Below are 24,241 nucleotides of genomic sequence, written 5' to 3'. Positions count from 1 at the left end.
TTTTAGTGTTTGTCAATATTTTATACTTAGCTATGTCAGCTCAATAGCCACACCTAAGATTTGTTTTTCATTTTTCGCCGTTTGGCAGTAGCACGTTTCATTCTTCTGGTAAAATCCTCTTCTTCGTAATCTACCCCTTGATCATCCAAAGAGAAAAGAGTAAAGAAAACATTTAAGGCTGAGTCCTTGCCAAAATCCTCTTGGTAATGTGTCCAAGAAGTGTCACAGAAAGTATCCTCTTCAACAGTGTTAGTATTGTTGTGATTTTTACTTGCATAAGGAGCTACAGCCGGCATATTAACCTCAGAGGTTAAAGCAGGAACAGGCTCTTCTAACGATTTTAGCCACTGATGAAAAACATTGGCAGAAAACTCTTTCCCCAGCTGAGAACCATTATACACACATCGGCTGTTGTGGTCGATAAAGGTTACTCCGTAGGTTCTCCCTTCTTTATTTTCACGAAAGACAACCTCTATTCCTTTAGCTTTTAGTTCTTGAACAAATTCACTTTTGCTATGAGCTGTTTCTTTGGCAAAGATGATATGTGCCTTTAAGGAAGTGGTGTTTTGTCCTTTTAAGTGATCTTGTTCCTTTTGTAAATGTTTTTCGATATAAGGTAAGCTCAGTGTTTTGCCGAGCTTGGAGGCTTTAAAAGGATGGCTTGCTTTGTTACCATTCTCATCCAATACCACATACACCAAGCCCTTTTTAGGAACACCTTGCAGTTCGCCTTCTACCTTTTCTACCGCTATGTTAAACTGATTGAGCAAGGCGTTAAATGCTCCTAACGAGGCAAAATGATAGTGTTTTAGCAATTGTTTTACAATATGTACCAACTCCTTTTTAAGGTCGTTTTGTCGGTAATCTAAGGGGACTAATTTAGACAAAGGCAAGAGCTCATCATCTGTTAGCGGTGAATCATTGGTGATAGCAGGGATAAGTTGGTATTTTGTTTCCAACTCTCGGCATACTTTCATTGAGCGTATTTTTTCAAAAGTATCAGGGATTTTCTTGCCTTCTTCGTCTATCCCCAGCGATACAATGTGAATGTGTTTGCGCTCAATATCCGAATGTTTGTAAACCACAAAAGGTTGGTTGCCAAAGCCCATCTGTTGCATATAGTCAGTAGCCAACTTTACAAAGGTCTCGTCGCTTACCTTATCGTTAGGATCGGGATTGAGGGATATGTGTAGGATAGGTTTTTCTGTCCTTATGTTGGCATAGAGATAAGGTGCAAAGGAGCGAGACACTTCTGAAATGCCTACACTTCCTTGCAGAGGTTGTATCACTTTTTGAGTATATAACACCTCTCCCTGCCCTTTATCCACCTTGTTGTGATTGTACAAAAGTACTCCTAACAGCTGCCCTCCTCGATGTATTTTTGCTATCATAAGTCGCTGTTTTCGTCTTAAAAACTTACTTTAGTTTTTGCTCTATTTGCTGAGAAAGCTCTAATATTTGTTTGCAGATAGCAATCAATTGGGTAGTTTCTTTCTCCAATTTATAGAGGTAAGCAGCCGCTTTCTTCTCCGAAAAATTGCGATAGAGTATCTTTACAATCTGATTGTAATTGACCCCTACCGAACGAAATTGTGCATAGAGTTCAGTGAGTTTAGTGTAATAATCTAATGCAGATTTATCAATTTTCACAACTTTTATCTCTCGGTTAAAAAGCAAAGAGGTGATAAAATGCGCTTTGACTTTCATTCCTGATTGCTCGAAAAGCGAGAGAAACTGATTGTTTTCTTCTTCATTCAATCGAAAAACATATCTAAAAGAAGTAGGATTTATCTTTTTATTCCTACCTGTGGAGTGTTTGTGAGTTGTTTTCTGTAAGGTCATATAAATTCAGTGTTAGTAAAAAACCACGACTTTGGAGTGCGTTTTAAGCTCCCTGCAAGGGCAAGTGGTTTTGAGGTGCCTACACGCCTAATGCGTGCCTCAAAACACAACTTGCTCTGTTCGGGTGAACAGAAAATTCTCCCTAACGGTCGAATTTTAATTAGCCATAAAGAGAGAAATTAACACTACGAGCGGGTAAAGTAATTTCAGGGTGCAAAACAAGTGATTTCTTAGCAAAGGATTTGTATATAACATAAAGCCAATCACTTCCTTATAAAGCCATTTACAACCCTACATAAGGCTATATGTATATTTATATGTTCCTTTGCACCCGCATACCAAAGCAAGTATGTATGGAAGTAAAAATGTATTTGCGTAGCTATGTAGCTACACAGCTATAAAGCTACCAATGTATGTACATACGCAAGTAATTAGTCAATTAGATAATTAGCTAATTACTTATATAACGGTATAGTTACAGAGATAATTACTTAAATAAAGATAGTTGTATTTGAATAGCTATGCACTTATATACTTACTGAATTACAAACATATTTAAACACATATATATGACATCAACGACAAAATTCATTAGCTTTTCCACCCAGAAAGGAGGGGTAGGAAAAAGCACTTTTACTACCTTAGTAGCCAGCTTGCTACACTACCGAATGGGCTATAATGTAGCAGTGATGGATTGTGATTATCCACAATACAGCCTACACCGAATGCGAGAGCAAGATCTTAAAACAGTGATGAACAACGAGCATTTTAAGAAAGCTGCTCATAGACAGTTTAGTGAGCTAAACAAAAAGGCATACCCCATAATACAATGTAAGCCCAATGAAGCCCTTGAAAAGGCACAACAGCTCATCGCAGAGACACCTTTCCCTATAGAGGTTATACTTTTTGATATGCCGGGGACAGTAAACACCGCAGGGATATTGACCCTGCTAGCACAAATGCATCACATTTTCTCACCTATCACTGCCGATAGAGTGGTAATTGAAAGTACTTTGAGTTTTACTGAGGTACTTTCCAATATCATCGCTAAGAATACTGAAAGTGCTATTAAAAGCGTACATTTGTTTTGGAATCAGGTAGATGGGAGAGAAAAATCGCCTTTGTACAAGATTTATGAGCAAGTGATCGCTGATTTAGGTTTGAACCTGATGCAAGCCTATATCTCTGATAGCAAGCGTTTTCGCAAAGACGGCACAGAAAACCAACGATTGGTATTCCGTTCTACTTTAATGCCTGCTGATGAGAAGTTGATGAGTGGTTGTCATTTGGACGACTTTATTAATGAGTTGGTACAGATTATTCAGTAAGCCTTAAAGATATGAAGACAGTAAAACCTATAGACGAAAACGAACTAATGGAGCTAATGGCAGGCAAGCAACCCACGCCTGCCCCTGCCATTGCTACGGCTCCAATAGAGACAGAGAAAGCACCCCAGAAACCAGCTCCTACCAAGAAGAAAAAGGCAGAACTCTATGAGTATGAAAGTTATTTTTTTGAGCAGGGAGAGACTTCAGCAAGAGAAGGAAAATCGGTGTATATACGCCCTGAGTTTCACCAGCGAATAGCCCGTATTGTACAGGTGATAGGAGAAGACAAGATCAGTCTGTATAACTATTTAGACAATGTACTTAAAGCGCATTTTGAGCAGTACCAAGAGGAAATTACACAGAGTTTTGAACAGAAATACAAACCTATATTTTGACAATGGAAAAGATTATCATTTTACTGCTTATTGTGGTCATTTTGTTGTTGCTATCGGACAAAATGCCTATAACACTATCTAAAAAGAGAGCTACTAAACCTAAAACGACCTCTATACCCAAGTCGGCTTCCTCAACTTCGGTAATGGGGGAAAGCAGGTTTGTGCCTTCTACAAAGGTAGCCACTACAGCTATCCCCTTAACAGAAAAAGAGCAACAGGATATTCTGACAGAATGGGAAGAGGAACCTACCATAAACCTTGAAGATGAAGAAGAGGATTTACGCAGTTATCGCACAGAGGCAGAGGACAATGATTTTGCCACAGGGCTTTCGTTTGAGGACTTGGAAAAGGTAGCTACTTTCCTCTCTGAGGACAAAGAAGAAGTTACCACCGAGAACATAGAGCTACTACAAAAGGTAGAGGGTACCAGCCTATTAGAAGCCATAGAAAAAGCCTTACCCCAAGCAACTCTTAAAGTGAGTGCGCTCTTGGAGAAGGCGTTGCCTAAAACTGTAGAGAGTAAAACGGAGTTTGATATTAGGGAGTTTGTGTAATATTTTATGTTATAAAATACTCTTCATCTTTCTTTTTTTCCTGAATAATTCGTTTGCTTAACTCGTTTATATTCTGCTGTGCCCATTCTGAAACTATAGGATTACTATTGTCCACAATGCTTTCAAGTAATTTTTTATTAGATTCAAGTAAGGGTACAATAGAACCTGACCACGAGAAGCTATTCATATTAGCCCCTAATCTGTCAAGAACCTCTTTTATATTTCCAAATTCATCTATTAATCTTTTTGCAATAGGATTCCATTCAGTTCGGTCTTCATTATATATAGGAACTAATTCAGCAATAAGAGTAGGTGCAATAGGTTGATTTTTATTACACCAGTCTATAATTTTTTCAACATTATCATTGTTAAATAATATATCTTTTTTTGTATATATGTTACTAACATATCCTCCCAACAGTTGCTTTATTCCCCAGAATTTCATATATCCATCATTCTCATTGATTATAGCAGAGGATATAATAGCCCAAGTGCTATCAAAATAATCACTCAATGCAATTTCAAATATGCTTCTATATGGTTCCAAACTAAGTGCAGTATCCCAGTTTATATAATTGATAATATCGTTTACCACAAATGAACATAATTTCTCATCTTTTTCTTCGTTTTTAAGAATATTTCTTATATGATTAAAGTATTGAAAGTTATCAATGTTATTATTCCATTGTACTCCTATTTTATATATACACTCTTTCAAAAAACCATCTATGACAATTTGTTTTTCAGCATCTTGAGTACGAATAGAACTTAATAGCTCAAAAATCATTATATACCCCTGTATCTCATAATTTAATAGCTTATTTTGTAAAGATTCAATCTCTTGTATACTGAGTTTTTGTAAAGCCATCCTATACTTTAAATGCCCTAAATAACTAAACAATTGAGGGTGATTATCTATTAATTTAAATAATTGATCAAAGTGCTCAACTCCTTTCTCATCATTAGCAACAAAAATAAACAGAAGATAATTTAAATACGATTTTTCTCCTACTTTTTGATAAAAATATTTCTTAATTTCTCTTTCTGATTGCTCAATAAAGCCTAATAGAATTGAATAATCAAACAATTCTTCGCCTAATTCTTCTGCTATTGATAATGATATATTAATAAATTTTTCACTTTTATCTATATTATCATTAAAAAAATCACTTATTGATTTGCCAAAATATGATTGATATATTACATAGATACCTTGCTCTCTTTTGTAAAGTTTAAACAGTAGTTCTCTTTGTTCTACTTCTTTAAACTCTATAAAAATCTTAGCTAAAGAATACATTCGTTCCTTTTCTTTCTCTTCAAAGTTTTCAAAAGAGTAATCTTTATCATAGAACTTATCATAACTTCTAAAACGAGTTATAAAATCCTCTGATAATTCTTCTATAATCTTTTGTAAGTGTGTTCTATGTTCTTCTGATATTTTATTACCTTCAAAAGCTAAGGTCATTCTAATACTATCTAATCCTTCTTGCCAAATTCTATTTTTTATAGCAATAACTTCATCTATATATGGTAGTACTATAGCTATCAAGCCTATATTAGTTAAACCTCTAATGGAATCAGCAATAATTTTACTTACTTCATCTATATATATACCTTCACTTCTAATAAGATTGATAAGTTCATCTAATATACTCTTATAGTATTCTGATATTTCATCATATGTAGGGACATAATCTTTTATTTCATCTATTCCTTGCCTTTCTGCACCTTTCATTCTTGCAAAATGGTTAGTTGTTAAACCAGAAGCCATTGCTTTAATAGCTAATTGGGTGAACTTTTCGTCTTTCATACCTAACCCCCATTTGATAATCTTTAATCTCTCCTTTAGAGAAACTTCTGTCCCAGCTAAGAAAATATGGAATAATTACAAAAATTGTCCAGTTGCATTATTAGCCCACGACTCATTCTCTGCAACTGCAAATCTATATAATATCTTAGCACTATTACTGAACGTATCCTTATTGAAGCATAGTTTTTCTAATGCCCATATTATATTTCGTCTTCCTTCTTTAAATTCTAATAGCTTTTCTGTTTTTTCATTGTTAAATTGTCTATAAAAGTTATCAGATATCGCTACTGGATTCACTTCTACAAATGAACGGAAGAGGCGTGAACCCAACTCAGTATTTAAAACTTCTATACTATCAAAATAAGATTTATACCCTACAAAATTATCAATGATTGTTCTGATATCTGTGTTATATCCTAAATATCTAATTTGTTCTGATAAATAGTTCATAAGTTCTTCTTTGTGAGGTTTTTCTAATTTATCTTGTATATCTTTAATAATATTGTGAAAATGTTCTGAACTGATACTTTCCAAATATTTACTTGCTAATAGAACTGACAAAAAGAACGGTCTTATAGATAAATAACGACCTCTTTTTTCAAAAATTCCTCTTTTAATATAATATTTGACGGCTTCCTCAGATTCCTTAAGTCTCACAATATGATTATTATTAGAGATTGTTAGATTTTCATTAGTAACAATAAAATTATATTGTTCTTTCTTTTCATTTTCATAACCAACCTTCCTAAATAAAGAACAAGAATCTAAAATATACCTCCATTTTTCACCCTTCTTACCTAATATCTTATCTAATAATCCTTTGTTATCTGGTTCTTTCGTTAGTTTCCCATTTACAATATTTTCACACAATAGAATAGCTATAAGAGGTACTCCTTGTGAAATTTGTTTAATTATTTCTATTGTACTTTGTTCTAAATTGTCTGATTTAGCCTTTATAATATCTTCTATGGAGTCCAATAAATCTTCGTTCCCAATTTTAATATATTGGCTATCTTCATAATTCTCTTCAGGATTTGAATCAATAGAAATTAAGGATAGTTTGAACCCTTTTAAATTTCTAATAAATTTTTCATAACCATCTGCATTACAATTATCTATAATTAAAATAGCGTCTGACTTTTCTCTATTTATCGTATTAATAATTTCAAGATGATTATTTGAGAAATCATCATAGTTTAAGTAGAGTACTCTATTTGAGAGTAGAATAGTTTTTTCATCACCTTCTATTTTTCTAAATATCTCAAATAAAATTCGTGTTTTTCCAATTCCTGAAAGACCTGTAATCCTAATTGGTGATTTATTAGGATTATCAATTTCCTTCATTATAGTATCTCTAATTTCTTTTATCTTCTTATTCTCTATAAACTCATTTTGTATATTAATCTCATCTTTCCATTGTTCCCAAGTTTTAAAAGGTCTATATTTATTTTTTTGTTCTCTAATAATTTTTGATATAGTTATATCTAAAGCACCTGATAAGTGTTTTGTTAACTCATTTTTTTCTTTTTCTCTTTTTTCTTTATCAGTATAAATTTCTTCATTAATTGAGTATTCTATAGGAAACCTATCAGATCTAATATCAAAAGGTATCAATTCTGGATCATTATGAGGAGAACCAAATTTACTATTCAACACACTTATAATTTGAGATTTTCCAATATGAGCTATTGCTTGACCATACTCAAGGAGTACATTCGGATTAGGAGTATATTTTGTCTTAGCTGAAGCCCCATCGTTGTTAATTATTGTCATATCAGCTATAAAAATATGACAATTTTCAATTTTCTCAGCTATTGTTTCGGGAATAGATATTTGTCCTGACTCATCACGAAGGGCTTCTGTTATTTTAACTTCTATTGAATTATATTTTTGCTTTATTTGTTCCACAGCTTTCTTAATACAATCAAGTATAAAATAGCGATTGTATTTACTTTCTATTGTTGACTGCCACGAATAGAATATTGTTATTTTCATAAAGTCTCTAATTATTAGAATTCCACGCCGCAAAATTACAAAAACTTTTCCATATACAACCATATTAAGCCAAACCCTACCACTTTCATTCTCCTCATCTCCTATTCCCCTACCTTTGCCCCGAATTTTAAAATAACAGATTATCAATGAAGCGAAAATCAATTCTAAAACGGCTCCTTCTGCTCACGATGATAGGAGTTACACAATTTTCCATTGCTCAGGGCAATGGTGTAGGAGGTATCAACGAAGCTACCCGTATGGTTACCTCGTATTTTGACCCTGCTACCAAGCTCATCTATGCCATAGGGGCTGTGGTGGGACTCATCGGTGGGGTAAAGGTATATAACAAGTTTAGTAGTGGCGACCCCGATACCAGCAAAACGGCTGCCAGTTGGTTTGGGGCTTGTATCTTCCTAATTGTAGCTGCTACTATCTTGCGTTCGTTCTTCTTATAAACTTATGGAGACAAAAAACAGCTATTCTATCAACAAAGGCATCGGCAGAAGTGTAGAGTTCAAAGGACTCAAAGCGCAGTACCTCTTCATCTTTGCAGGAGGACTGCTCTCGGTGCTTATCTTGGTGATGATCCTCTACACGGTAGGGGTCAATTCTTTTGTATGCTTGGGGGTAGGCGTTAGTATGGTCAGCCTTGTAGTTTGGCAGACTTTTTCACTAAACCAAAAATACGGTGAACACGGCCTGATGAAACAAGCAGCTCGCAAACGCCACCCCAAATACCTACGTCACCAAAGATCACCACGAAAATTTATTCGTTACCCTAAACCTAAAACAACCCTCAATGAGAAATAGTTCTAAAATCAACACCTTAGAGAGTAAATTCCCTATTCTTGCCATAGAACAAGACTGCTTGCTCACCAAAGAAGCCGACATCAGCGTCGGCTTCGAGGTGCAGCTCCCAGAGCTCTTTACCATTTCGGGTGAGGACTATGAGATACTCCACTCACTTTGGCATAAGGCTATCAAAGTATTGCCACAGTATACCGTTATCCACAAACAGGACTGGTTTATCAAGGAACAATACGAACCTGAACTGCAAGGCGAGAATTTGAGTTTTCTCTCTCATTCGTACGAAAAGCATTTTAACGAACGCCCGTTCTTAAATCACAGATGCTACCTATTTATCACCCAAACCACTAAAAACCGAATGAGAGCCCAAAGCAACTTTTCCTCCCTTTGCAAAGGGAACTTCTTGCCTAAGGAGCTCACTAACCGAGAACACGCCACTCAATTCTTGGAAGCGGTAGCGCAGTTAGAGCGTATTTTAAATGACTCTAACCTGATAAAGCTCCGTCAGCTCAAAACAGAGGACTATATAGGCACTCCCCACAAAAAGGGACTCTTTGAGCAGTATCTGAGCCTTTCCACTAATGAGAAAGAGAGCCTGCAAGATATATGCCTCTCTGCCGAGCAAATGCGCATTGGTAACCAAAGACTCTGTGTGCATACCTTATCAGATGCAGAAGACTTGCCTTCTAAGGTACAAGCCGATAGCCGTTACGAGCGACTCTCTACCGATAAGAGCGATTGCCGTTTGTCGTTTGCAGCCCCTGTGGGCTTGCTACTGAGTTGTAACCATATCTATAACCAATACCTATTCTTGGACAATTCCGATGAGAATCTCAGACAGTTTGAGAAGTCAGCACGCAATATGCACTCGCTTTCAAGATACAGCCGTAGCAACCAAATCAACAAAGAGTGGATCGAGCAATACCTCAATGAGGCACACTCTTACGGACTTTCCTCTATCAGAGCGCACTTTAATGTGATGGCGTGGTCGGACAACCCACAAGAGCTTAGGAGCATTAAAAATGATGTGGGTAGTGCTTTGGCGTCAATGGAGTGTAAGCCTCGCCATAACACCATTGATACGGCAACTCTCTATTGGGCAGGTATAGCTGGCAATGCAGCCGACTTCCCCAGTGAAGAGACTTTCTATACTTTTATAGAGCCTGCTCTGTGCTTTTTCACTCAGGAGACCAACTATCAAAGTTCTTCCAGTCCTTTTGGGATTAAGATGGCCGACAGGCTCACAGGAAAGCCTATCCATTTGGATATCTCCGATGAGCCTATGAAGAAAGGGATTATCACCAACCGTAATAAGTTCGTCTTAGGACCTTCGGGGAGTGGCAAATCCTTCTTCACGAACCACTTAGTAAGGCAGTATTACGAACAAGGAACGCATATCGTTTTAGTAGATACAGGGAACTCCTATCAAGGAGTCTGCGAGCTTATTCACCACAAGACTAAAGGAAAGGATGGGATTTACTTTACCTATACTGAAGACAATCCCATTGCCTTTAACCCTTTCTACACCGATGATGGGGTGTTTGACATTGAAAAGCGAGAGAGTATCAAAACACTGATACTCACCCTTTGGAAGCGAGACAATGAGCCTCCTACACGTGCTGAAGAGGTAGCCCTTTCCAATGCAGTGAACCTTTACCTGCAATTGGTAAAAGACAATCCCTCGCACACACCCTCTTTCAATGGCTTTTATGAGTATATCAAGAATGACTACCGAGCCATACTACAAGAGAAGCAGGTAAGAGAAAAGGACTTTGACTTGGCTAACTTCCTCAACGTGTTAGAGCCTTATTACAAAGGAGGGGAATACGACTATCTGCTCAATTCCGATAAGGAATTAGACCTGCTTTCCAAACGCTTTATTGTCTTTGAAATTGATGCGATTAAAGACCACCCCATACTCTTTCCTGTGGTTACTATCATCATTATGGAGGTGTTTATCAACAAGATGAGGCGCCTGAAGGGTATCCGCAAGATGATTCTCATCGAAGAAGCGTGGAAAGCGATTGCCAAAGAAGGAATGGCGGAGTACATCAAGTACCTATTCAAAACCGTGCGTAAGTTCTTTGGTGAGGCAGTGATTGTAACCCAAGAGGTAGATGATATTATCCATTCACCTATCGTGAAAGAATCTATCATCAACAACTCCGATTGCAAGATATTGCTTGACCAGCGCAAGTATATGAACAAGTTCGATGCTATCCAAGCGATGTTAGGACTTACCGAGAAAGAGAAGTCGCAAATCCTATCTATCAATCTCTCCAACGACTCTCGTCGCAAATACAAAGAAGTGTGGATAGGCTTAGGAGGTACACACTCTGCGGTGTATGCTACAGAGGTAAGCCGAGAAGAATACTTTGCCTACACCACTGAAGAGAGCGAAAAACACCAAGTGATGGAACTCTCCGAGAAGTTAGACGGCAATTTAGAAAAAGCCATCGTACAAATGGCTAATGGACTGTAATAAACTAATAATCATACGTAAATCATAATAATTAAAGTCAATGAAAAAAATGTTATTAACGGGGCTTTTTGCTATAGCTATGCTGGCAAGCCCCAAACTAAGCGCACAATGGGTAGTAACTGACCCAACTAATTTTGCTCAGAGCATTATCAACACTACCCAGCAGATAGTGCAAACCTCCTCAACAGCTAAGAATATGCTCAACAACTTCCGAGAGGTGGAAAAGCTCTACAACCAAGGCAAGGAGTATTACGATGCTCTGAAAAAGGTAAATAACTTGGTAAAAGATGCTCGCAAAGTACAGGAAACGGTGCTACTGGTAGGCGACATCTCCAAGATGTATGTAACCAACTTCAAGAAGATGAGCCAAGACCCTAACTTCTCCTCTCAAGAGTTGTCGGCTATTGCCAATGGCTACTCCAAGCTCTTGGGTGAAAGTTCTAAACTACTCAAAGACCTGCGACAAATTGTCAATAGTTCCTCACTCTCTATGAACGACAAAGAGCGTATGGACATTATAGACAAGGTGCACAAGGAAGTGAAAGAGTACTATAACTTAGTACGCTACTACACCCAGAAAAACATCTCGGTAAGCTATCTACGTGCTAAGAAGCAAAACGATGCGCAAAAGGTACTCTCACTCTATGGAACAGAACTCAAATACTGGTAAAAGACTGATAAATGGAAAATCTACACCAAATACTTCGTACTTTATACGATGAGATGATGCCCCTAACAGCTCAGATGTCTGCCATAGCCAAAGGCTTGGCAGGCTTAGGGGCACTGTTCTATGTGGCAATGCGTATATGGCAAGCCTTAGCCCGTGCCGAACCTGTGGATGTGTATCCCTTGCTCCGTCCCTTTGCCATAGGGCTGTGTGTGATATTTTTCCCTACTCTGGTGTTAGGAACAATGAATACAGTGTTAAGCCCTGTGGTAACAGGTACCCACAGTATCTTAGAAGGACAAACGCTCGATTTGCATAAACTACAAGAGCAAAAAGACCGATTAGAGCGAGAAGCACAATTGCGCAACCCCGAAACTGCCTATCTCGTCTCGGATGAAGAGTTTGACAAAAAGATTGATGAATTAGGTTGGATGCCCGAAGATATGGCTGTAATGGCAGGAATGTACATCGAAAGAGGGATGTATGACCTCAAGCAAAGCATCCGATCGTGGTTTCGTGAACTACTCGAAATGCTCTTTCAAGCAGCTGCTTTAGTGATTGACACCATACGCACTTTCTTTCTTGTGGTGATGTCTATCTTAGGACCTATAGCCTTTGCCATTTCGGTATGGGATGGATTTCAATCTACCTTACTACAATGGGTTACCCGCTATGTAAGTGTCTATCTATGGCTTCCTGTATCCGATTTGTTCAGTGCTATTTTAGCACGTATCCAATCCCTTATCTTACAACGAGACATCGAGCAACTCTCTGACCCAAGTTTTATTCCTGATACTACCAACACAGCCTACATTATCTTTATGGTCATTGGTATCATAGGCTATTTTACCATTCCCACCGTAGCAGGTTGGATCATACAAGCAGGAGGTATGGGTAATTATGGTAGAAATGTAAACCAAGCTACCTCCAATGCAGGTAATATAGCAGGTGCAGGAGCTGGCTCTCTTTCAGGTAATATTACAGGTAGGTTAATGAAGTAAAAACAAGTCTAATTGAATACTAAAATTAATGGAATTTAAAATCTTTAGAAACATCGAAAACGGATTCAAGCAAATCCGTATGTATGCCATAGCCTTTGCTGTGCTCTGCTCAGGTGTGAGTATCTTCGCTGTAGGCTATGCCTATTACTTTGCCGAGAAACAGCGCGAGAAAATCTATGTGTTAGACAATGGTAAATCACTAATGTTGGCACTCTCTCAAGATGAGAAAATCAATCGCCCTGTCGAAGCTAAAGAACACGTGCGCAGGTTTCACGAACTCTTCTTCAACTTAGCCCCCGATAAGAAAGCAATTGAAGACAATACCAAACGTGCCTTCTTTATGGCTGATAAATCTGCCTTTAACTACTATAAAGATTTGGCTGAAAAAGGCTATTACAACCGCATCATCTCTGGTAATATCCTCCAACGGGTAGTCATCGATAGCGTGCGCTGTAACTTTAATAGCTATCCTTATCAGGTGGAAACCTTTGCCAAGCAGTTCATCACTCGTGCCAGCAACATCACCGAAAGGAGTCTTATTACCTCCTGCAGGTTGATTAACTCCGTGCGTTCTGATAACAACCCTCAAGGATTTATCATCGAACAGTTCAATGTAATAGAAAACAAAGACCTTAGAACCGTAGAGAGATGATAGCCAAAATTCAAAGAGAGATACATTCTCTAAAAAAGCAAACCCGAAGCTATTGTCAGGGACTTTCACCCTCACAAAGAAAACGCTTGGTACTCTTAGCTTTTGCAGTCTACTCGCTACTTACTCTTTTTATACTATGGCACGCTTACCAAGAGTACCACCAAGGCGAAGCCCCTGCCATACAGCATATTGACAACAAGGCTATTGTACCTACAGAGGGGAATACCCCAAAAAAGGATTCGTTAATTTTTAAACAACTTAATAATGGAAAAGAACACACCCCTTCCAGAGCAAAACGGTAATACCCCTGCCTCTGATAAGGCTAACGCTTCTTCTACACCGAGTTTCTTGGTCAGTGAAGAAGAGGAAAAAGCCCTCCAAGAGCGCAATGAGGAAAAAGCCCTTGCTAAAAAACAACAACTCAAGAAAATTGTCATTTATGCCCTAATGGGGATAATCTTCCTCGCTTGTATGTATCTGCTTTTTGGTGGCGGAAGTGAGCAAGAGCAAACACAAGTAGGTATCAATGAGGCAATACCACAAGCTACCGAGACACTCTTGCCTTCTGATAAGGAAAAAGCTTACGAAGAAGCCCTCTTAGAAGAAAAAGAAGCTGATAAAAAAGCCTCTCTCAATGCGCTGTCGGACTATTGGCAAGAAGACGAAGGCGAGGAATATCCTGAAGCTATCGAAGAGGAAGAAGAACCCACTCCGCGTTATCGCAAGGCTACCCCTAATGCCTTTGAGCGTTCTGCTCAGTCTTATCGCGATATTCACCAGACTTTAGGCAGTTTCTACCAAGACAATAGTGCTTACGAGGAGCAACAAAAACTCAAAGAAGAGATAGCCTCACTCAAGTCTCAACTCTCCAACAAGCAAGATCCTACCTCTGTAGATGCCCAAATGGCATTGATGGAAAAGTCTTATGAAATGGCTTCAAGATATTTGCCTAAAGGACAACAAAACCCTTCAATGATGGGGGGGGCAGGCTCGCAAGAGGGCGAGGGAAACAATAGTAGCGAAGCTGACAATGTAGAACAGAGTAAAAACATCGCTCCTGTCTATACCCCAGAGGAAAAGGTAGTCAGTCGTTTGCCCCGCAAGCAGTCCGAGAAGGAGGCTCTGCAAGAATGGGTAAAGGAGCAACAGACCTCTTTTTTCAATGGCGAGAGCTTTAAGCCACAAGGTAGTATCCTAAAGAATAGCATTCGCGCTTGTACACATATCGAACAGCTATTAGGAGAAAACTCGAGGGTGCAGCTAAGACTTTTAGAGCCTATACGAGTAGCAGGCATACTCATTCCTAAAGGAGAACTGCTTACAGCCTCTGCTAAAGTGAGTGGTGATAGATTGTTACTCACTGTAAAATCCTTAGAATACAAGGGCAAAGTGATTCCTGTCTCTATAGCTGCCTACGACATCGATGGGCAACAAGGGTTATACCTGCCCGCTTCTTCCGATGCCAATGCCTTTAGAGAAATAGCAGCGGGAATGAGCAAAAGTTCAGGAAGTAGCTTTACCTTTAGCTCTTCAGCCAAAGACCAAATTGTCTCGGAGCTGAGCAAAGGGGTCGTACAAGGAGGTACCTCCTTTCTTTCTAAAAAGATCGCACAGCCTTCCATAAGGGTTAAAGCAGGTTATCAGCTCCTGCTCATCTCTAAGAAATAGCCTTTCAGACAAACCCATAAACACACAACAAAGCACAAAACAACACAATTATTTATTTTTCAACCTATTAAACACACTTAATATCATTTTATTTATGCGTAAATTACACTTATTATTATCGGTAACAATGCTTACCATTACCGTGCAAGCCCAGAATGAGGCAAAGGAAAACACAGCCCTCAGTACTGAGAAAAAGGAACTTTTAGCTCAATCAGGAAAGGTAGTGCCTTATCCTTTGCAGGTGGCTTATGACCAAACAACCCATCTTATCTTTCCCGCTTCTATCCGCTATGTAGATTTGGGAAGCGAAAACTTAGTAGCCGACAAGGTGAAAGATGCCGAGAATGTACTAAGGGTAAAGGCAGCTAAAACAGACTTTACCGATAGCACCAACCTATCGGTTATCACTCAAGACGGAGGCTTTTATAGCTTTGAGGTGAGTTATCACACCACACCACAACCTCTTACCATTGATTTTGGTAGAGGAATGCCCCAAGGCAACAATGTGAAATCGGATATTCTCTTTTCTGACACAGGCTGGGAATCACCTGCGGTAGCACAGATTATTATGTCGTCTATCTACCATCAGAAGAAGAATTACATCAAGCATATAGGTTCGGAGAATGCAGGTATACAATGGCTACTAAAAGGTATCTATGTACACAATAGCAAACTCTATGTAGACGTGCAATTGTCCAATCGTTCTAACCTGCCTTTTGAAGTAGATTTTATCACTTTTAAAATCATTGATAAGAAGACCACCAAAAAGAGCATTGTACAAGAAGTGCCCATTGAGCCCTTGCGCGTATACCAACCTATATCCCTACTAAAGGCTCATAAAGAAGCCCGTTCGGTGTATATGTTAGACCAACTCACCCTTTCTGATGACAAGGTTTTGCGGGTAGAAATCTTTGAAAAAAACGGCTCTCGCTACCAATCGTTCCTTATCACCAACGAGGAGATTATAGCCGCTCGCCCTATTGAACAGTTTAACCTTAAATTTTAATGCCAATGCTAAGAATTATCACTTGTATTTGTCTGTGCTTTTTAGGAGGCTCCATTGCCCAAGCACAGCGATTGTTACCCAAGCAAAAAGGTATCTCGCTCTCTTGGGTTGCACCTGCAGAGGCTTTTACTTCCTCTTTTTCTGATGATTTTGGGGTGCAGTTAGGCTATAGTATCAATGCTAAAATGGGTAACTACAAGCATTTTGCTCTTGAATATCAAAGGCGATTGTACCCTTACAAGAGTCTGAATATACCCGTTGAGAGGTATATAGGTGCAGGAGGCTATAGCTTTGCCTTAGTCAGTGACAGCAGTAAAACGGTAGCTTTGAACTTAGGAGCAGAAGCTCTTTTGGGCTATGAGGTAGTCAATCACAGCAAAAGCCTCCTTCCTGATGGGGCTTTGCTAAAGAATGAAAACCATTTTCTCTATGGCGCACAGGTAGGTTTGCAGATAGAGACTTACCTAAGTGATCACTTTTTAGTGCTCTGCTCTGGCAAGGTAGCAGCTCTGTGGGGAAGTTCCTTTGAGCTACTGCGTCCCTGTGCTACTGTAGGACTGCGTTATATGTTTTAACCTTTAAAAAGACAATACGATGAAGAAAATAAATCAGAAAATTGTAATAGGACTCATTGCAATGCTATGTGTGAGCCTATTCACCTCTTGTAAAAAAGAGTTGGACGTACAACAAAACTTTCCTTTTGAGGTAAAGGTATTGCCTGTACCTAAAAGTATAGGTAAAACCGATACGGTAGAAATACGTTGTGAGTTGCACTCTCCTTACCAGTACGATGAGAACCGCTATTTTATTCGTTACTTTCAGTATGAGGGAAAAGGTAGTTTGCGTACCTCTCCACAAGGAGAAGTCTTACTTGTTAATGATGTTTATCCACTTGCCTCCAAAGGAGCGTTTAGGCTTTACTACACTTCTGCCTCAGAAGCTAATCAGTCTCTCTCCGTTTGGATAAGCGACTCCTTCGGCAATGAACAAAAACTTGATTTTGAGTTTAATGTAAAGAAAGAGTAAAGATATAAAGCCAAAATCCTCCTTTCTCTTCCAAAACAAGCCTACTTCTAAAAGTGGGCTTGTTTTGTTTTACCTTTGCGCAAAATAATGCAAATGGAAGTAGTAGTTATAGAAAAATCTGTTTTTGAACAGATACAAAAAGACGTACAGCAACTCAACAATTCTCTGCAAGTGGTAATGGATACTTACAAAGGTATTTGGCAAAAAGAAAAGTGGTTGGACTCTCAGGAGGTTTGTCTGCTTTTGGGCATTAGCAAGCGTGCCTTGCAGTATTATAAAGACCAAAAACTCTTGCCTTTCTCGTGCATCCACCGCAAGAACTATTTTAAGCGTAGTGATGTAGAACAGCTTTTAACCTCTAACCTTCAAACCCAATGAACTTACTCACAGAAACACACCAGGAACTAAGCTCTTACCTTAGTCAGCTTGAAAACCTTAAACAGCAAATGGACTTTATCCTTAAAAACTTCCGTCCTGTATTTGATGGCGAGGTATTTCTATCAGGAAAGGAGGTCTGTGAGCTGCTACATATCACCAAAAGAACCCTACAGCAATACCGTGATGATGGGCTCTTTCCTTATATCCAAATTGGTGGTAAAATTCTCTTTAAACAAAGTGATATTCTAAAGATTTTGGAGGCTAACTATAAGAAATAGCTCCTTTTTTTATCTTTAATGGCTTTCTTATAAGGCTTCTCTTTATCCTAAACTAACAAAAAATCTATCTGTAAGGTCTTTCTTTTGCTTCTTTTCTTTCTCAAAGAAAAGAAGGCTGGTAGCACCAGCAGGCAGTCAGTAGCACAGATAAGCAATCATAAAAAACACCTCTTAGAAATACTCTAAGAGGTGTTTTTATTAAGGATTAAACTAATAAGGGTTGCGAGCGAAAGTCTTTGAGGTTGAGGAAAAAGCCTCTGTAAGGAGTGAGTCCTTCTCTGAACAAGTTCCAAAGTAGAGTGCTTCCCATTTGTGAGAGAGTGGCGTTGATGAACAAATCTTGCTTGGTTAAGGCTTCGGCAAGGGAGCAACTTGGGGTATTGTCATTCTGCTCGGCTTGCGTTAATAGTTCTCCAAAGGCTTGGGTAATAGTAGGCAGGGTGTCTATGGGAGTAAAAGTATCGCTATAAGGTTGCTCAATGGCTTGTAAAGTACCTAAAATCACTTGCCCTGAATGGGTGCTGTTGCCAAAATCTAACCAATACTTAGGGTTGTTGTGGTAGTGATGGGCTCGCTCTAAATGGGTGAGTACTTCCCCAATGTCAAAACGTGCCTTTACGCTATCTACACACGAAAGGTAAATGCTTCCTCTCATCGTTTCTTCTTTAGAGGGAAAGGTCTCAGTGCTGAATAGCTGTGTTTGCGCTCTCCAATCTGTACCAAAAAAGCGATTGATACGGCTTATTAGAGCAGTGGATTTGTACATTCCTAACTCACAAGCCGAAAAAAGCTGTCTACCAAGATTAGCTGGGCTTACAAGGTCGTTATCCCAAAGGGTTACCGATAATCCTGCGTGTCCTAAAGCAACCAAAGCGTGGTTGATACGTGCTAAAGCAGTGGCTACTTGTGAGCCTGTGCCTCCTGCTCCTATCAGATGTACTTTAATAGGATTGGTAGCGTTGAGCAAAGCTGTATCAGTAAAATGTACCCGCTCTTTGTGTGTTTGGACAGAGGTATTGAAAGGGTTGAGGGTGTTTGAGGTGTTTAGGGTCTGTTTCATTGTTATAGGATTTGTTGTAAGGTGAGATGATTGGGATTGAGAAGTTCGCAAGGAAAAGACTTATTACTCTGAGTGAGTTCCTGCCAAAGGCTTATTAAGGGTATTTTGGTTATAGGGTATGAGCCTAATTGATGAGAAAAATAGCTATTGAAAAAATAATCTTCCCATTGGGTGATAAAGTCTTCTAAGCAAGAGGCTTTACGCTCATTTACCTGTACTGACCCCATACACACATTGCCATTTTCATAGACGTTGAAAAAAGGCGCATAGCACAGAGGTGTATTAAGGTGTGGCTTTTGGTTTTTGGCTAAGGCATATATCCAAAGGCTCTTTGGTGTAGCTTTCCACAACAGAGGAGGTATACTTACTTCTTTGCTTTCTATAGCGAGGGAGGAGGCAAAAAATAACTGCTTTTTTTGTGCTTTAGAGTACCAAACAGCCTGCCCCTCACCTTTATGGGATAGATGGAGTACCCTGCGAGGAATAATACCTTTGGGGACTAAAAAGGCTTGTGCTTGCTCTTTTTGGCAGGTGAGCGTTTTGGCAAGTGCTTGCGCTTGGTCGAGGGTAAGCGGTTGTGCGCTTGTAGGATTACCATTGCTATCAAGGTGTAAGTACTCTACATAACTCTGTGGGTTGTAGCGGTTACTGTCTTCGTAAAAAACAAGTGCCGATGTAGGGCGATATACTTCCCCTACTTCTGGGGTGAGGTCTGTGTATTTCATTTTAAATGCGGTTTAAAAGGGTTATAAGTTCGGTTAAGAGAGGAAAGAAACACTGTTCAAAATCAAAGTTAGCAAGGGGTGTTGTGCTGTTGAAATGTTTGTAAATGGTAGGGAGTTCTATCTCACTGCATTGGGAGTATTCTCCATTGAGCCAATCTAAAAGATAGGTATGGAATAGGTCGCTTTGGTCTTCATAGACAAAAGATAGGTATTTCTCTACCTCAAAAAGTTCCTCTTCACCTTGCTCATAGCACTCTGCTCTGTGCAAATGGGTATAGATAGAGTGGTTAGGAAAATCCTGCCACAAGGTATAAAAGGCTTGTGAGAGGGTAAGGCATTCGGTTTCTAAATCATTCTTAGGAATAAAGCGGTTTATACGTCTTTGAAAAAAGTCTAAATGGCAAGGGTTGCGTATCTTTTTGGAAAGAATAGTACCTATTTGTTGTGCCTGCTTTAAAAGGTGCAGGAGGTGGTCTCTTTCCGCTATTTCTTCATAGTCTTGGCTAATACAATCCTGCAACATTTCATAGGCATAAGCCACAAAACAATCTTCTTGTACATAGTTTGCTATAAAAGCACGTTGGTTTAGGTAGGCATATACCGATAAAAACAGTTCATAAAGTGGTTTGTTTTTATGTACTTTCAGAAGTTTATAAAGCGGTTGCAGAGGAACAAAAAACACTTCGTTGGGCAAATAAAAACGTTCTTCGCAAGAGAAAAAAGCATCGCCATTGGGGGCTTTCAATACTTTTAGTTCACAGAAAGTACCTTTGGTATCTCTCTTTTTGATTTGCTCTTGGCTGTAAGAAAGGGCTAAGGCAATCCCACAAGAAAGGTCGTACTGCTCTATGGGAAAGGGAGTAAAGCCGTAATGCTCTGCCATTTGAGCAAGGGAACACTTGAGAGTGGTTTTTAGCTGTGCTTGCTCCTCTCCACTAAAAATGATGTGCTTGCTTGAATGATACACTTTAGGAGGGAAGGTCGTCTTTAGAAAACCATTGGCAAAAGAGTTTTTGGGGCTACTTGTTGCTGTTCTTGACGTATCTGTGAGCGGTCTTTGGGGCGTTGGACTGCTTTGGAAAACTCTCTTAACCTGCGGTAGAGTTCTCTCTGTGCTTCGCTTTGTATGGGTGCGAGGTTTTGTTGAGATTGCTGTTGCATACATTTTTAGTTTGTTTTTAGTTTTTGATAACGTTTTTAATTTTAGCTACAAGCCTTGTTTTAAGCTGTTTTACAAGGCTCATAGCTTTAGAATTATAGAGATTTAGCCTTTTGTACCCATTGTGATTTGTAGGGGATAGACAACGCTGTCTCCCTCTACGTAAAGTGTGCCTGCTTTGGCATTGGTGAGCAGGGGGTAATGGGTGCTGTAAAAATTCTTGACTTGCTCTACTGACCACGATGGATTAGGGTCGGCAAGGTGAATAGTTTGTCGGTTTTCTTCAAAGACAAACATTCTTTTCAGTTGGGTAGCTATGAGCATAACAATACTTTTTTTAGAGGTTAATACTTATTCTTCAAACAAGGTAGGGGCAAAGTGTGTGGATAGTTCTGACCTTTTTTTGCGGATTTTATCGGCATAGTTAGGGAACTCATCGGGAGGAGGTAGTTTTGACCACGCTTCTCGGTACTTGCCCTGCGCTTCTAAATCAGCTACTTTTTTCATAGCCTCATCGTATTTCTTTTGTTGTTTCTCAGCTTTTTCTTTCTCCATAGCTGATTGCCTTTGGGCTTGCTTTTGCGCCTCGATGTACTGCTCCATATTCACAAACAGAGACGAGGTTTCTTCTAAGGGTTGGGTGATGCTTTGAAAAAAGCCTGCATCTAATTCTTCGGCTGTGCCTCTAAGTACTAAGGGAGGCAAAAGGTGCTTGGCAGGGTCTGAACATTGTTCATTCTCAAGCAATACCGATACAACAAGCTGGCTATTTGCTTCTTGGGTTACAACTAAGTGCAGTTTGCCTTGTATGGCTAACTGAGCAATTTGATTGAAAAAATGGGTTTCCATTGGATACTTCGTTTTTAAATTGATACTTCTGTTTTTATATCCTTATCTTTTAAGGGGCTTTTTTAATAGTGTTTTCAGTACGATAACTCACTATGTAGCCGTTTGCCTTTACGATAGCTTCTAAGGCTTGTCGGGCTTTAAGGGTTGCCTCTCGGTCTTGGTCGCTAAGGTTCATAAAGTGCAGTGGCTCAAAAGTTCGGATGATTATCCCTATATAGGATAGGGCTTGGGTGTCGGTTGCTAAGGGTTGTTTGAGTGGTTTCATTGAGATACACTTTTTTAGGTTAAACTACTTCTTGGGGTTCTATCTCAAACTCAATGCTTCTTTTGCTACATTGGGTTTGGTCGTACCATTGCAAGTTGGTTAGGTCGTCTTGGGTAAAGGGTAGCTTGTACCGCTTGCAATAGGCTTTTATCACTTCGATTGCTTTGTACTTGCTTGTGCATACTTGCATAAGGACACGGCTACTCATATAGTGCCAGCTATCGGTTTTATAGACTAAGTAAACGCTTTCCATAGGCTGTTAGGTTTTATTAAGGGTTGAGTTTTGGGCTTCTTTGAGTTGCTTTAGTTTAATATATAAGTCCTGCCAATAGGCTTTTAGCCTCTTATCTAACGCCTTGTGAGTGTTGTCAGTATGCTTATAGCCTCTAAAGCTATCGGCTTGCGCTAAGGCTTTATCAAGGTCGGTTACCTCTATAGGTGCACCATTGAGGTCTGTTATTATCATTTTTCAAAGGTTTTAAAAAGTTCATCAAAACGGATGTCGTCCGTCCAATACTCATCGGAGGAGTATTTTCCATAGGCTTTTATATAGAAATCATCGTATCGAGTAAACACGCTTCGGTAAATATCCAAACGGCTTTCAGGCGTATTGAAAGAGGCTAATTCCTCCTCAGTGAGTTCCACAAAAGCCCAAGTACGTTCTTCTAAAAAGGATAAATCGGGCTGTTCCTCATCGCTGAGGGTATAAAAGTCGGTTTTTGCCTCATAGAAACTAAGGTTTACAAAATCGGGGTCGCTCTTTAGGGTAGCCACTTGTTGGGCTACTTTTTTCACTTTCTCAAGCCATTGCTCGGTAAGGGTGATAAGGGCAAAGTCGCAACTATCCCATTCGCTATTGGTATAGGCACGCACCAATAGGTGTGTTGTAGGTGTTTTGCTGATATTCATTTTCTGTTCAATTTTAAAGGGTTATACATTTAGAAAGGCAAATCGTCCTCGTCTTCTTCTGCGACTTGCCCTGCTGTGACTTGGGGCTTTGGCAAAGGTGTTATGGCATTTGCGTTATTTGTCTCACTTGCAGAGGTATTAGGTGTTACTTCTGCTTTCTTGCTAAAGTGGAATTTGATTTTGGAGGTGTGAAAGTTCAAGCCTGCTTGAGGTTCTCCCTCACGATTGAGCCACGCTCGTGCCGATACTCGTCCTTCCAATTCAACCAATGTGCCTTTGGTAAGGTACGGAGCAACCCCCGTACTGAGCCAATAAGCACAGTCAAAAAAGGAGGTTTGCTGTACGTTTTCACCTGCTTTGTTTCGGTAGTTGTCGTTTACTGCTACAGAGAAATTAACGACTTGTTTGCCATTTGATAGGGTTTGCACTTGTGCATTTTCGGTAAGTCTTCCTACGATATTCATAAGCGTTCTATTTGTTATTAGGTTACTAAATTTCTACTATTTGGTCTATGCGCCCATAAAGATAGGCACGGAGGCTGGTGCGGTCGATAGCATAGTATTCATACCAAGTATTATACTGCTTTACAATGAACTTTCTCAGTACATCGGAAAAGTCAAATCGGTAGCCCAATAAGGGGATAGCATTTCTGAAAAAGCAGTTACTATTGACCGCTTGGGTAATCCAATTTTTCTCTGTTCGAGTGAGTTTCTCACCGCTATTGAGCTTTACACGGAGCTGATAGACTTGGCAGTCTTTCAGATGCTCTAAGGGACTTATTTCGTGAGACACGAATTTGGTTGCGATACAGGGTTCTTTTTTCATCTTGTTGCATTTTAGGAGTTTTATACGGCTTTACGGCTTGTTTGGACACGATACGCACGATTTTCGGCTTTTAGGTTGTCTTTTTGAAATTTTTTATTCGACAATGGGAGGAAAAGCGGTATTCGTTTCAAAAAACAATCTGTAAGAAGCGGCATTTTTCTCATATTTGACATTTTTTTTATTCGCTTAAAGGTCGGAATGAGCTGGTTTCGTTTCGAGTGCCATAAAAGGTCTGTGTTTAGCTTCTGCAAGGTTTTTCAAAAAAATACTACCCGCAGGACAACGGACAAGGGCTGGAGATTTTTTTGAAAACCCATCGGGCTTGACCTTGCAAGAAGCGTTAAGAACACAGAAATACCTTTGCACTCGAACAACGAACCGCCATTACGTGCCTTAAGTGTTTAAAACAGGGAAAATAGGTAAGTCTTAATAACACTCTTATCTTTGTGAGATAGCTTTTTGTAAGGCAACAAAAAAATCCATTGACACATCTCTTTTTGAAATATTATCAATGGATTTCTAATTTTTAAAAGACACTGAGAAGCTATCCTATCTTTAAA

General features: G+C 39.2%; 33 protein-coding genes. 17 read left to right on the top strand and 16 right to left on the bottom strand.

What is annotated here, in order from left to right; genetic code table 11:
- Window positions 1–53: 53 nt before the first annotated feature.
- Both mobB and mobA read right to left on the bottom strand, forming a co-directional pair.
- Window positions 54–1,391 (bottom strand): conjugal transfer protein MobB, encoded by a 1,338-nt coding sequence (mobB, locus tag Q0162_RS11960; RefSeq protein WP_297892083.1) that lies wholly within the window; start codon window positions 1,389–1,391, stop codon window positions 54–56.
- Between the two features lie 25 nt (window positions 1,392–1,416).
- Window positions 1,417–1,842, bottom strand: a complete 426-nt coding sequence (gene mobA, locus Q0162_RS11955) for a conjugal transfer protein MobA (RefSeq protein ID WP_297892081.1) — start codon at window positions 1,840–1,842, stop codon at window positions 1,417–1,419.
- A gap of 9 nt (window positions 1,843–1,851) precedes the next feature.
- Here mobA and Q0162_RS11950 point away from each other — a divergent pair, with 9 nt between their 5' ends.
- The 4 genes from Q0162_RS11950 (at window position 1,852) to Q0162_RS11935 (ending at window position 4,119) form a co-directional block, all read left to right on the top strand.
- Window positions 1,852–2,025, top strand: a complete 174-nt coding sequence (locus tag Q0162_RS11950) for a hypothetical protein (RefSeq protein WP_297892078.1) — start codon at window positions 1,852–1,854, stop codon at window positions 2,023–2,025.
- 386 nt (window positions 2,026–2,411) lie between these two features.
- Window positions 2,412–3,170, top strand: coding sequence for a ParA family protein (locus Q0162_RS11945; protein WP_016421299.1), 759 nt, complete (start codon window positions 2,412–2,414; stop codon window positions 3,168–3,170).
- Window positions 3,171–3,181: 11 nt separating this feature from the next.
- Entirely contained in the window at window positions 3,182–3,565 is a 384-nt protein-coding gene (locus Q0162_RS11940; RefSeq protein WP_009389064.1) for a DUF3408 domain-containing protein, read from the top strand.
- Between the two features lie 2 nt (window positions 3,566–3,567).
- A complete protein-coding gene (locus Q0162_RS11935) occupies window positions 3,568–4,119 on the top strand; it encodes a hypothetical protein (protein ID WP_106098035.1) in 552 nt (183 codons plus the stop codon).
- Window positions 4,120–4,123: 4 nt separating this feature from the next.
- On the opposite strand, the gene Q0162_RS11930 is transcribed toward Q0162_RS11935, so the two are convergent.
- Window positions 4,124–5,929: a hypothetical protein gene (locus Q0162_RS11930; RefSeq protein WP_297892072.1), complete on the bottom strand. Its 1,806-nt coding sequence runs from the start codon at window positions 5,927–5,929 to the stop codon at window positions 4,124–4,126.
- A gap of 75 nt (window positions 5,930–6,004) precedes the next feature.
- Complete coding sequence (locus tag Q0162_RS11925; RefSeq protein WP_297892070.1) at window positions 6,005–7,924, bottom strand: TIR domain-containing protein; 1,920 nt, start codon at window positions 7,922–7,924, stop codon at window positions 6,005–6,007.
- Between the two features lie 146 nt (window positions 7,925–8,070).
- On the opposite strand from Q0162_RS11925, the gene Q0162_RS11920 reads away from it, so the two are divergent.
- The 13 genes from Q0162_RS11920 (at window position 8,071) to Q0162_RS11860 (ending at window position 17,889) form a co-directional block, all read left to right on the top strand.
- Window positions 8,071–8,379: a DUF4134 domain-containing protein gene (locus tag Q0162_RS11920; protein WP_009389078.1), complete on the top strand. Its 309-nt coding sequence runs from the start codon at window positions 8,071–8,073 to the stop codon at window positions 8,377–8,379.
- 4 nt (window positions 8,380–8,383) lie between these two features.
- Window positions 8,384–8,734 carry a DUF4133 domain-containing protein gene (locus Q0162_RS11915; protein ID WP_106098033.1) on the top strand — a complete coding sequence of 117 codons (351 nt, stop codon included), beginning with the start codon at window positions 8,384–8,386 and terminating at the stop codon, window positions 8,732–8,734.
- Window positions 8,724–11,213: a TraG family conjugative transposon ATPase gene (locus Q0162_RS11910; protein ID WP_106098032.1), complete on the top strand. Its 2,490-nt coding sequence runs from the start codon at window positions 8,724–8,726 to the stop codon at window positions 11,211–11,213. The genes Q0162_RS11915 and Q0162_RS11910 overlap by 11 nt, the downstream gene beginning before the upstream one ends.
- Window positions 11,214–11,253: 40 nt before the next feature.
- Window positions 11,254–11,883: a DUF4141 domain-containing protein gene (locus tag Q0162_RS11905; protein ID WP_289013677.1), complete on the top strand. Its 630-nt coding sequence runs from the start codon at window positions 11,254–11,256 to the stop codon at window positions 11,881–11,883.
- A gap of 11 nt (window positions 11,884–11,894) precedes the next feature.
- Window positions 11,895–12,881: a conjugative transposon protein TraJ gene (gene traJ / locus Q0162_RS11900; RefSeq protein ID WP_009389084.1), complete on the top strand. Its 987-nt coding sequence runs from the start codon at window positions 11,895–11,897 to the stop codon at window positions 12,879–12,881.
- Between the two features lie 28 nt (window positions 12,882–12,909).
- Window positions 12,910–13,533 (top strand): conjugative transposon protein TraK, encoded by a 624-nt coding sequence (traK, locus tag Q0162_RS11895; protein WP_009389087.1) that lies wholly within the window; start codon window positions 12,910–12,912, stop codon window positions 13,531–13,533.
- Window positions 13,530–13,835: a TraL conjugative transposon family protein gene (locus Q0162_RS11890; protein WP_095900548.1), complete on the top strand. Its 306-nt coding sequence runs from the start codon at window positions 13,530–13,532 to the stop codon at window positions 13,833–13,835. Before traK ends, Q0162_RS11890 begins: the two co-directional genes overlap by 4 nt.
- Window positions 13,798–15,201 carry a conjugative transposon protein TraM gene (gene traM, locus Q0162_RS11885; protein ID WP_106098031.1) on the top strand — a complete coding sequence of 468 codons (1,404 nt, stop codon included), beginning with the start codon at window positions 13,798–13,800 and terminating at the stop codon, window positions 15,199–15,201. The genes Q0162_RS11890 and traM overlap by 38 nt, the downstream gene beginning before the upstream one ends.
- A gap of 94 nt (window positions 15,202–15,295) precedes the next feature.
- Window positions 15,296–16,207, top strand: coding sequence for a conjugative transposon protein TraN (traN, locus tag Q0162_RS11880; protein WP_106098030.1), 912 nt, complete (start codon window positions 15,296–15,298; stop codon window positions 16,205–16,207).
- Window positions 16,208–16,212: 5 nt separating this feature from the next.
- Complete coding sequence (locus Q0162_RS11875; protein ID WP_254424822.1) at window positions 16,213–16,782, top strand: conjugal transfer protein TraO; 570 nt, start codon at window positions 16,213–16,215, stop codon at window positions 16,780–16,782.
- A gap of 19 nt (window positions 16,783–16,801) precedes the next feature.
- On the top strand, window positions 16,802–17,233 hold the full coding sequence (locus Q0162_RS11870) for a TraQ conjugal transfer family protein (RefSeq protein WP_106098028.1): 432 nt from the start codon (window positions 16,802–16,804) through the stop codon (window positions 17,231–17,233).
- Between the two features lie 93 nt (window positions 17,234–17,326).
- Entirely contained in the window at window positions 17,327–17,611 is a 285-nt protein-coding gene (locus Q0162_RS11865) for a helix-turn-helix domain-containing protein (protein WP_174688419.1), read from the top strand.
- Window positions 17,608–17,889 carry a helix-turn-helix domain-containing protein gene (locus Q0162_RS11860; RefSeq protein WP_009750747.1) on the top strand — a complete coding sequence of 94 codons (282 nt, stop codon included), beginning with the start codon at window positions 17,608–17,610 and terminating at the stop codon, window positions 17,887–17,889. Before Q0162_RS11865 ends, Q0162_RS11860 begins: the two co-directional genes overlap by 4 nt.
- Before the next feature lie 205 nt (window positions 17,890–18,094).
- On the opposite strand, the gene Q0162_RS11855 is transcribed toward Q0162_RS11860, so the two are convergent.
- The 12 genes from Q0162_RS11855 to Q0162_RS11800 form a co-directional block, all read right to left on the bottom strand.
- Window positions 18,095–18,949 carry a PRTRC system ThiF family protein gene (locus Q0162_RS11855; RefSeq protein ID WP_297892048.1) on the bottom strand — a complete coding sequence of 285 codons (855 nt, stop codon included), beginning with the start codon at window positions 18,947–18,949 and terminating at the stop codon, window positions 18,095–18,097.
- A gap of 2 nt (window positions 18,950–18,951) precedes the next feature.
- Complete coding sequence (locus Q0162_RS11850) at window positions 18,952–19,674, bottom strand: PRTRC system protein B (RefSeq protein ID WP_297892045.1); 723 nt, start codon at window positions 19,672–19,674, stop codon at window positions 18,952–18,954.
- 1 nt (window position 19,675) lies between these two features.
- Window positions 19,676–20,641: a hypothetical protein gene (locus Q0162_RS11845; protein WP_297892041.1), complete on the bottom strand. Its 966-nt coding sequence runs from the start codon at window positions 20,639–20,641 to the stop codon at window positions 19,676–19,678.
- Window positions 20,642–20,661: 20 nt separating this feature from the next.
- The gene (locus tag Q0162_RS11840; RefSeq protein ID WP_297892038.1) at window positions 20,662–20,835 is read right to left on the bottom strand and encodes a hypothetical protein; all 174 of its coding nucleotides are present in this window, start codon (window positions 20,833–20,835) and stop codon (window positions 20,662–20,664) included.
- A 103-nt stretch (window positions 20,836–20,938) separates the two neighbouring features.
- Window positions 20,939–21,157, bottom strand: a complete 219-nt coding sequence (locus Q0162_RS11835; protein WP_297892035.1) for a PRTRC system protein C — start codon at window positions 21,155–21,157, stop codon at window positions 20,939–20,941.
- Between the two features lie 27 nt (window positions 21,158–21,184).
- On the bottom strand, window positions 21,185–21,682 hold the full coding sequence (locus Q0162_RS11830; protein ID WP_297892032.1) for a PRTRC system protein E: 498 nt from the start codon (window positions 21,680–21,682) through the stop codon (window positions 21,185–21,187).
- A 49-nt stretch (window positions 21,683–21,731) separates the two neighbouring features.
- Window positions 21,732–21,947, bottom strand: coding sequence for a hypothetical protein (locus Q0162_RS11825; protein WP_016421162.1), 216 nt, complete (start codon window positions 21,945–21,947; stop codon window positions 21,732–21,734).
- Between the two features lie 19 nt (window positions 21,948–21,966).
- Window positions 21,967–22,200 (bottom strand): hypothetical protein, encoded by a 234-nt coding sequence (locus Q0162_RS11820; RefSeq protein ID WP_009389118.1) that lies wholly within the window; start codon window positions 22,198–22,200, stop codon window positions 21,967–21,969.
- A 6-nt stretch (window positions 22,201–22,206) separates the two neighbouring features.
- Window positions 22,207–22,413, bottom strand: coding sequence for a hypothetical protein (locus Q0162_RS11815; RefSeq protein ID WP_016421160.1), 207 nt, complete (start codon window positions 22,411–22,413; stop codon window positions 22,207–22,209).
- A complete protein-coding gene (locus Q0162_RS11810) occupies window positions 22,410–22,856 on the bottom strand; it encodes a hypothetical protein (RefSeq protein WP_297892024.1) in 447 nt (148 codons plus the stop codon). Before Q0162_RS11810 ends, Q0162_RS11815 begins: the two co-directional genes overlap by 4 nt.
- 29 nt (window positions 22,857–22,885) lie before the next feature.
- Window positions 22,886–23,320 carry a single-stranded DNA-binding protein gene (locus tag Q0162_RS11805; protein WP_009413225.1) on the bottom strand — a complete coding sequence of 145 codons (435 nt, stop codon included), beginning with the start codon at window positions 23,318–23,320 and terminating at the stop codon, window positions 22,886–22,888.
- A 25-nt stretch (window positions 23,321–23,345) separates the two neighbouring features.
- The gene (locus tag Q0162_RS11800) at window positions 23,346–23,681 is read right to left on the bottom strand and encodes a hypothetical protein (RefSeq protein WP_016421157.1); all 336 of its coding nucleotides are present in this window, start codon (window positions 23,679–23,681) and stop codon (window positions 23,346–23,348) included.
- Window positions 23,682–24,241: the final 560 nt, after the last annotated feature.

It is taken from the genome of uncultured Capnocytophaga sp. (assembly GCF_937936315.1).
Taxonomy (GTDB): Bacteria; Bacteroidota; Bacteroidia; order Flavobacteriales; family Flavobacteriaceae; genus Capnocytophaga.
This window is presented reverse-complemented; position numbering and strand designations above follow the sequence as displayed.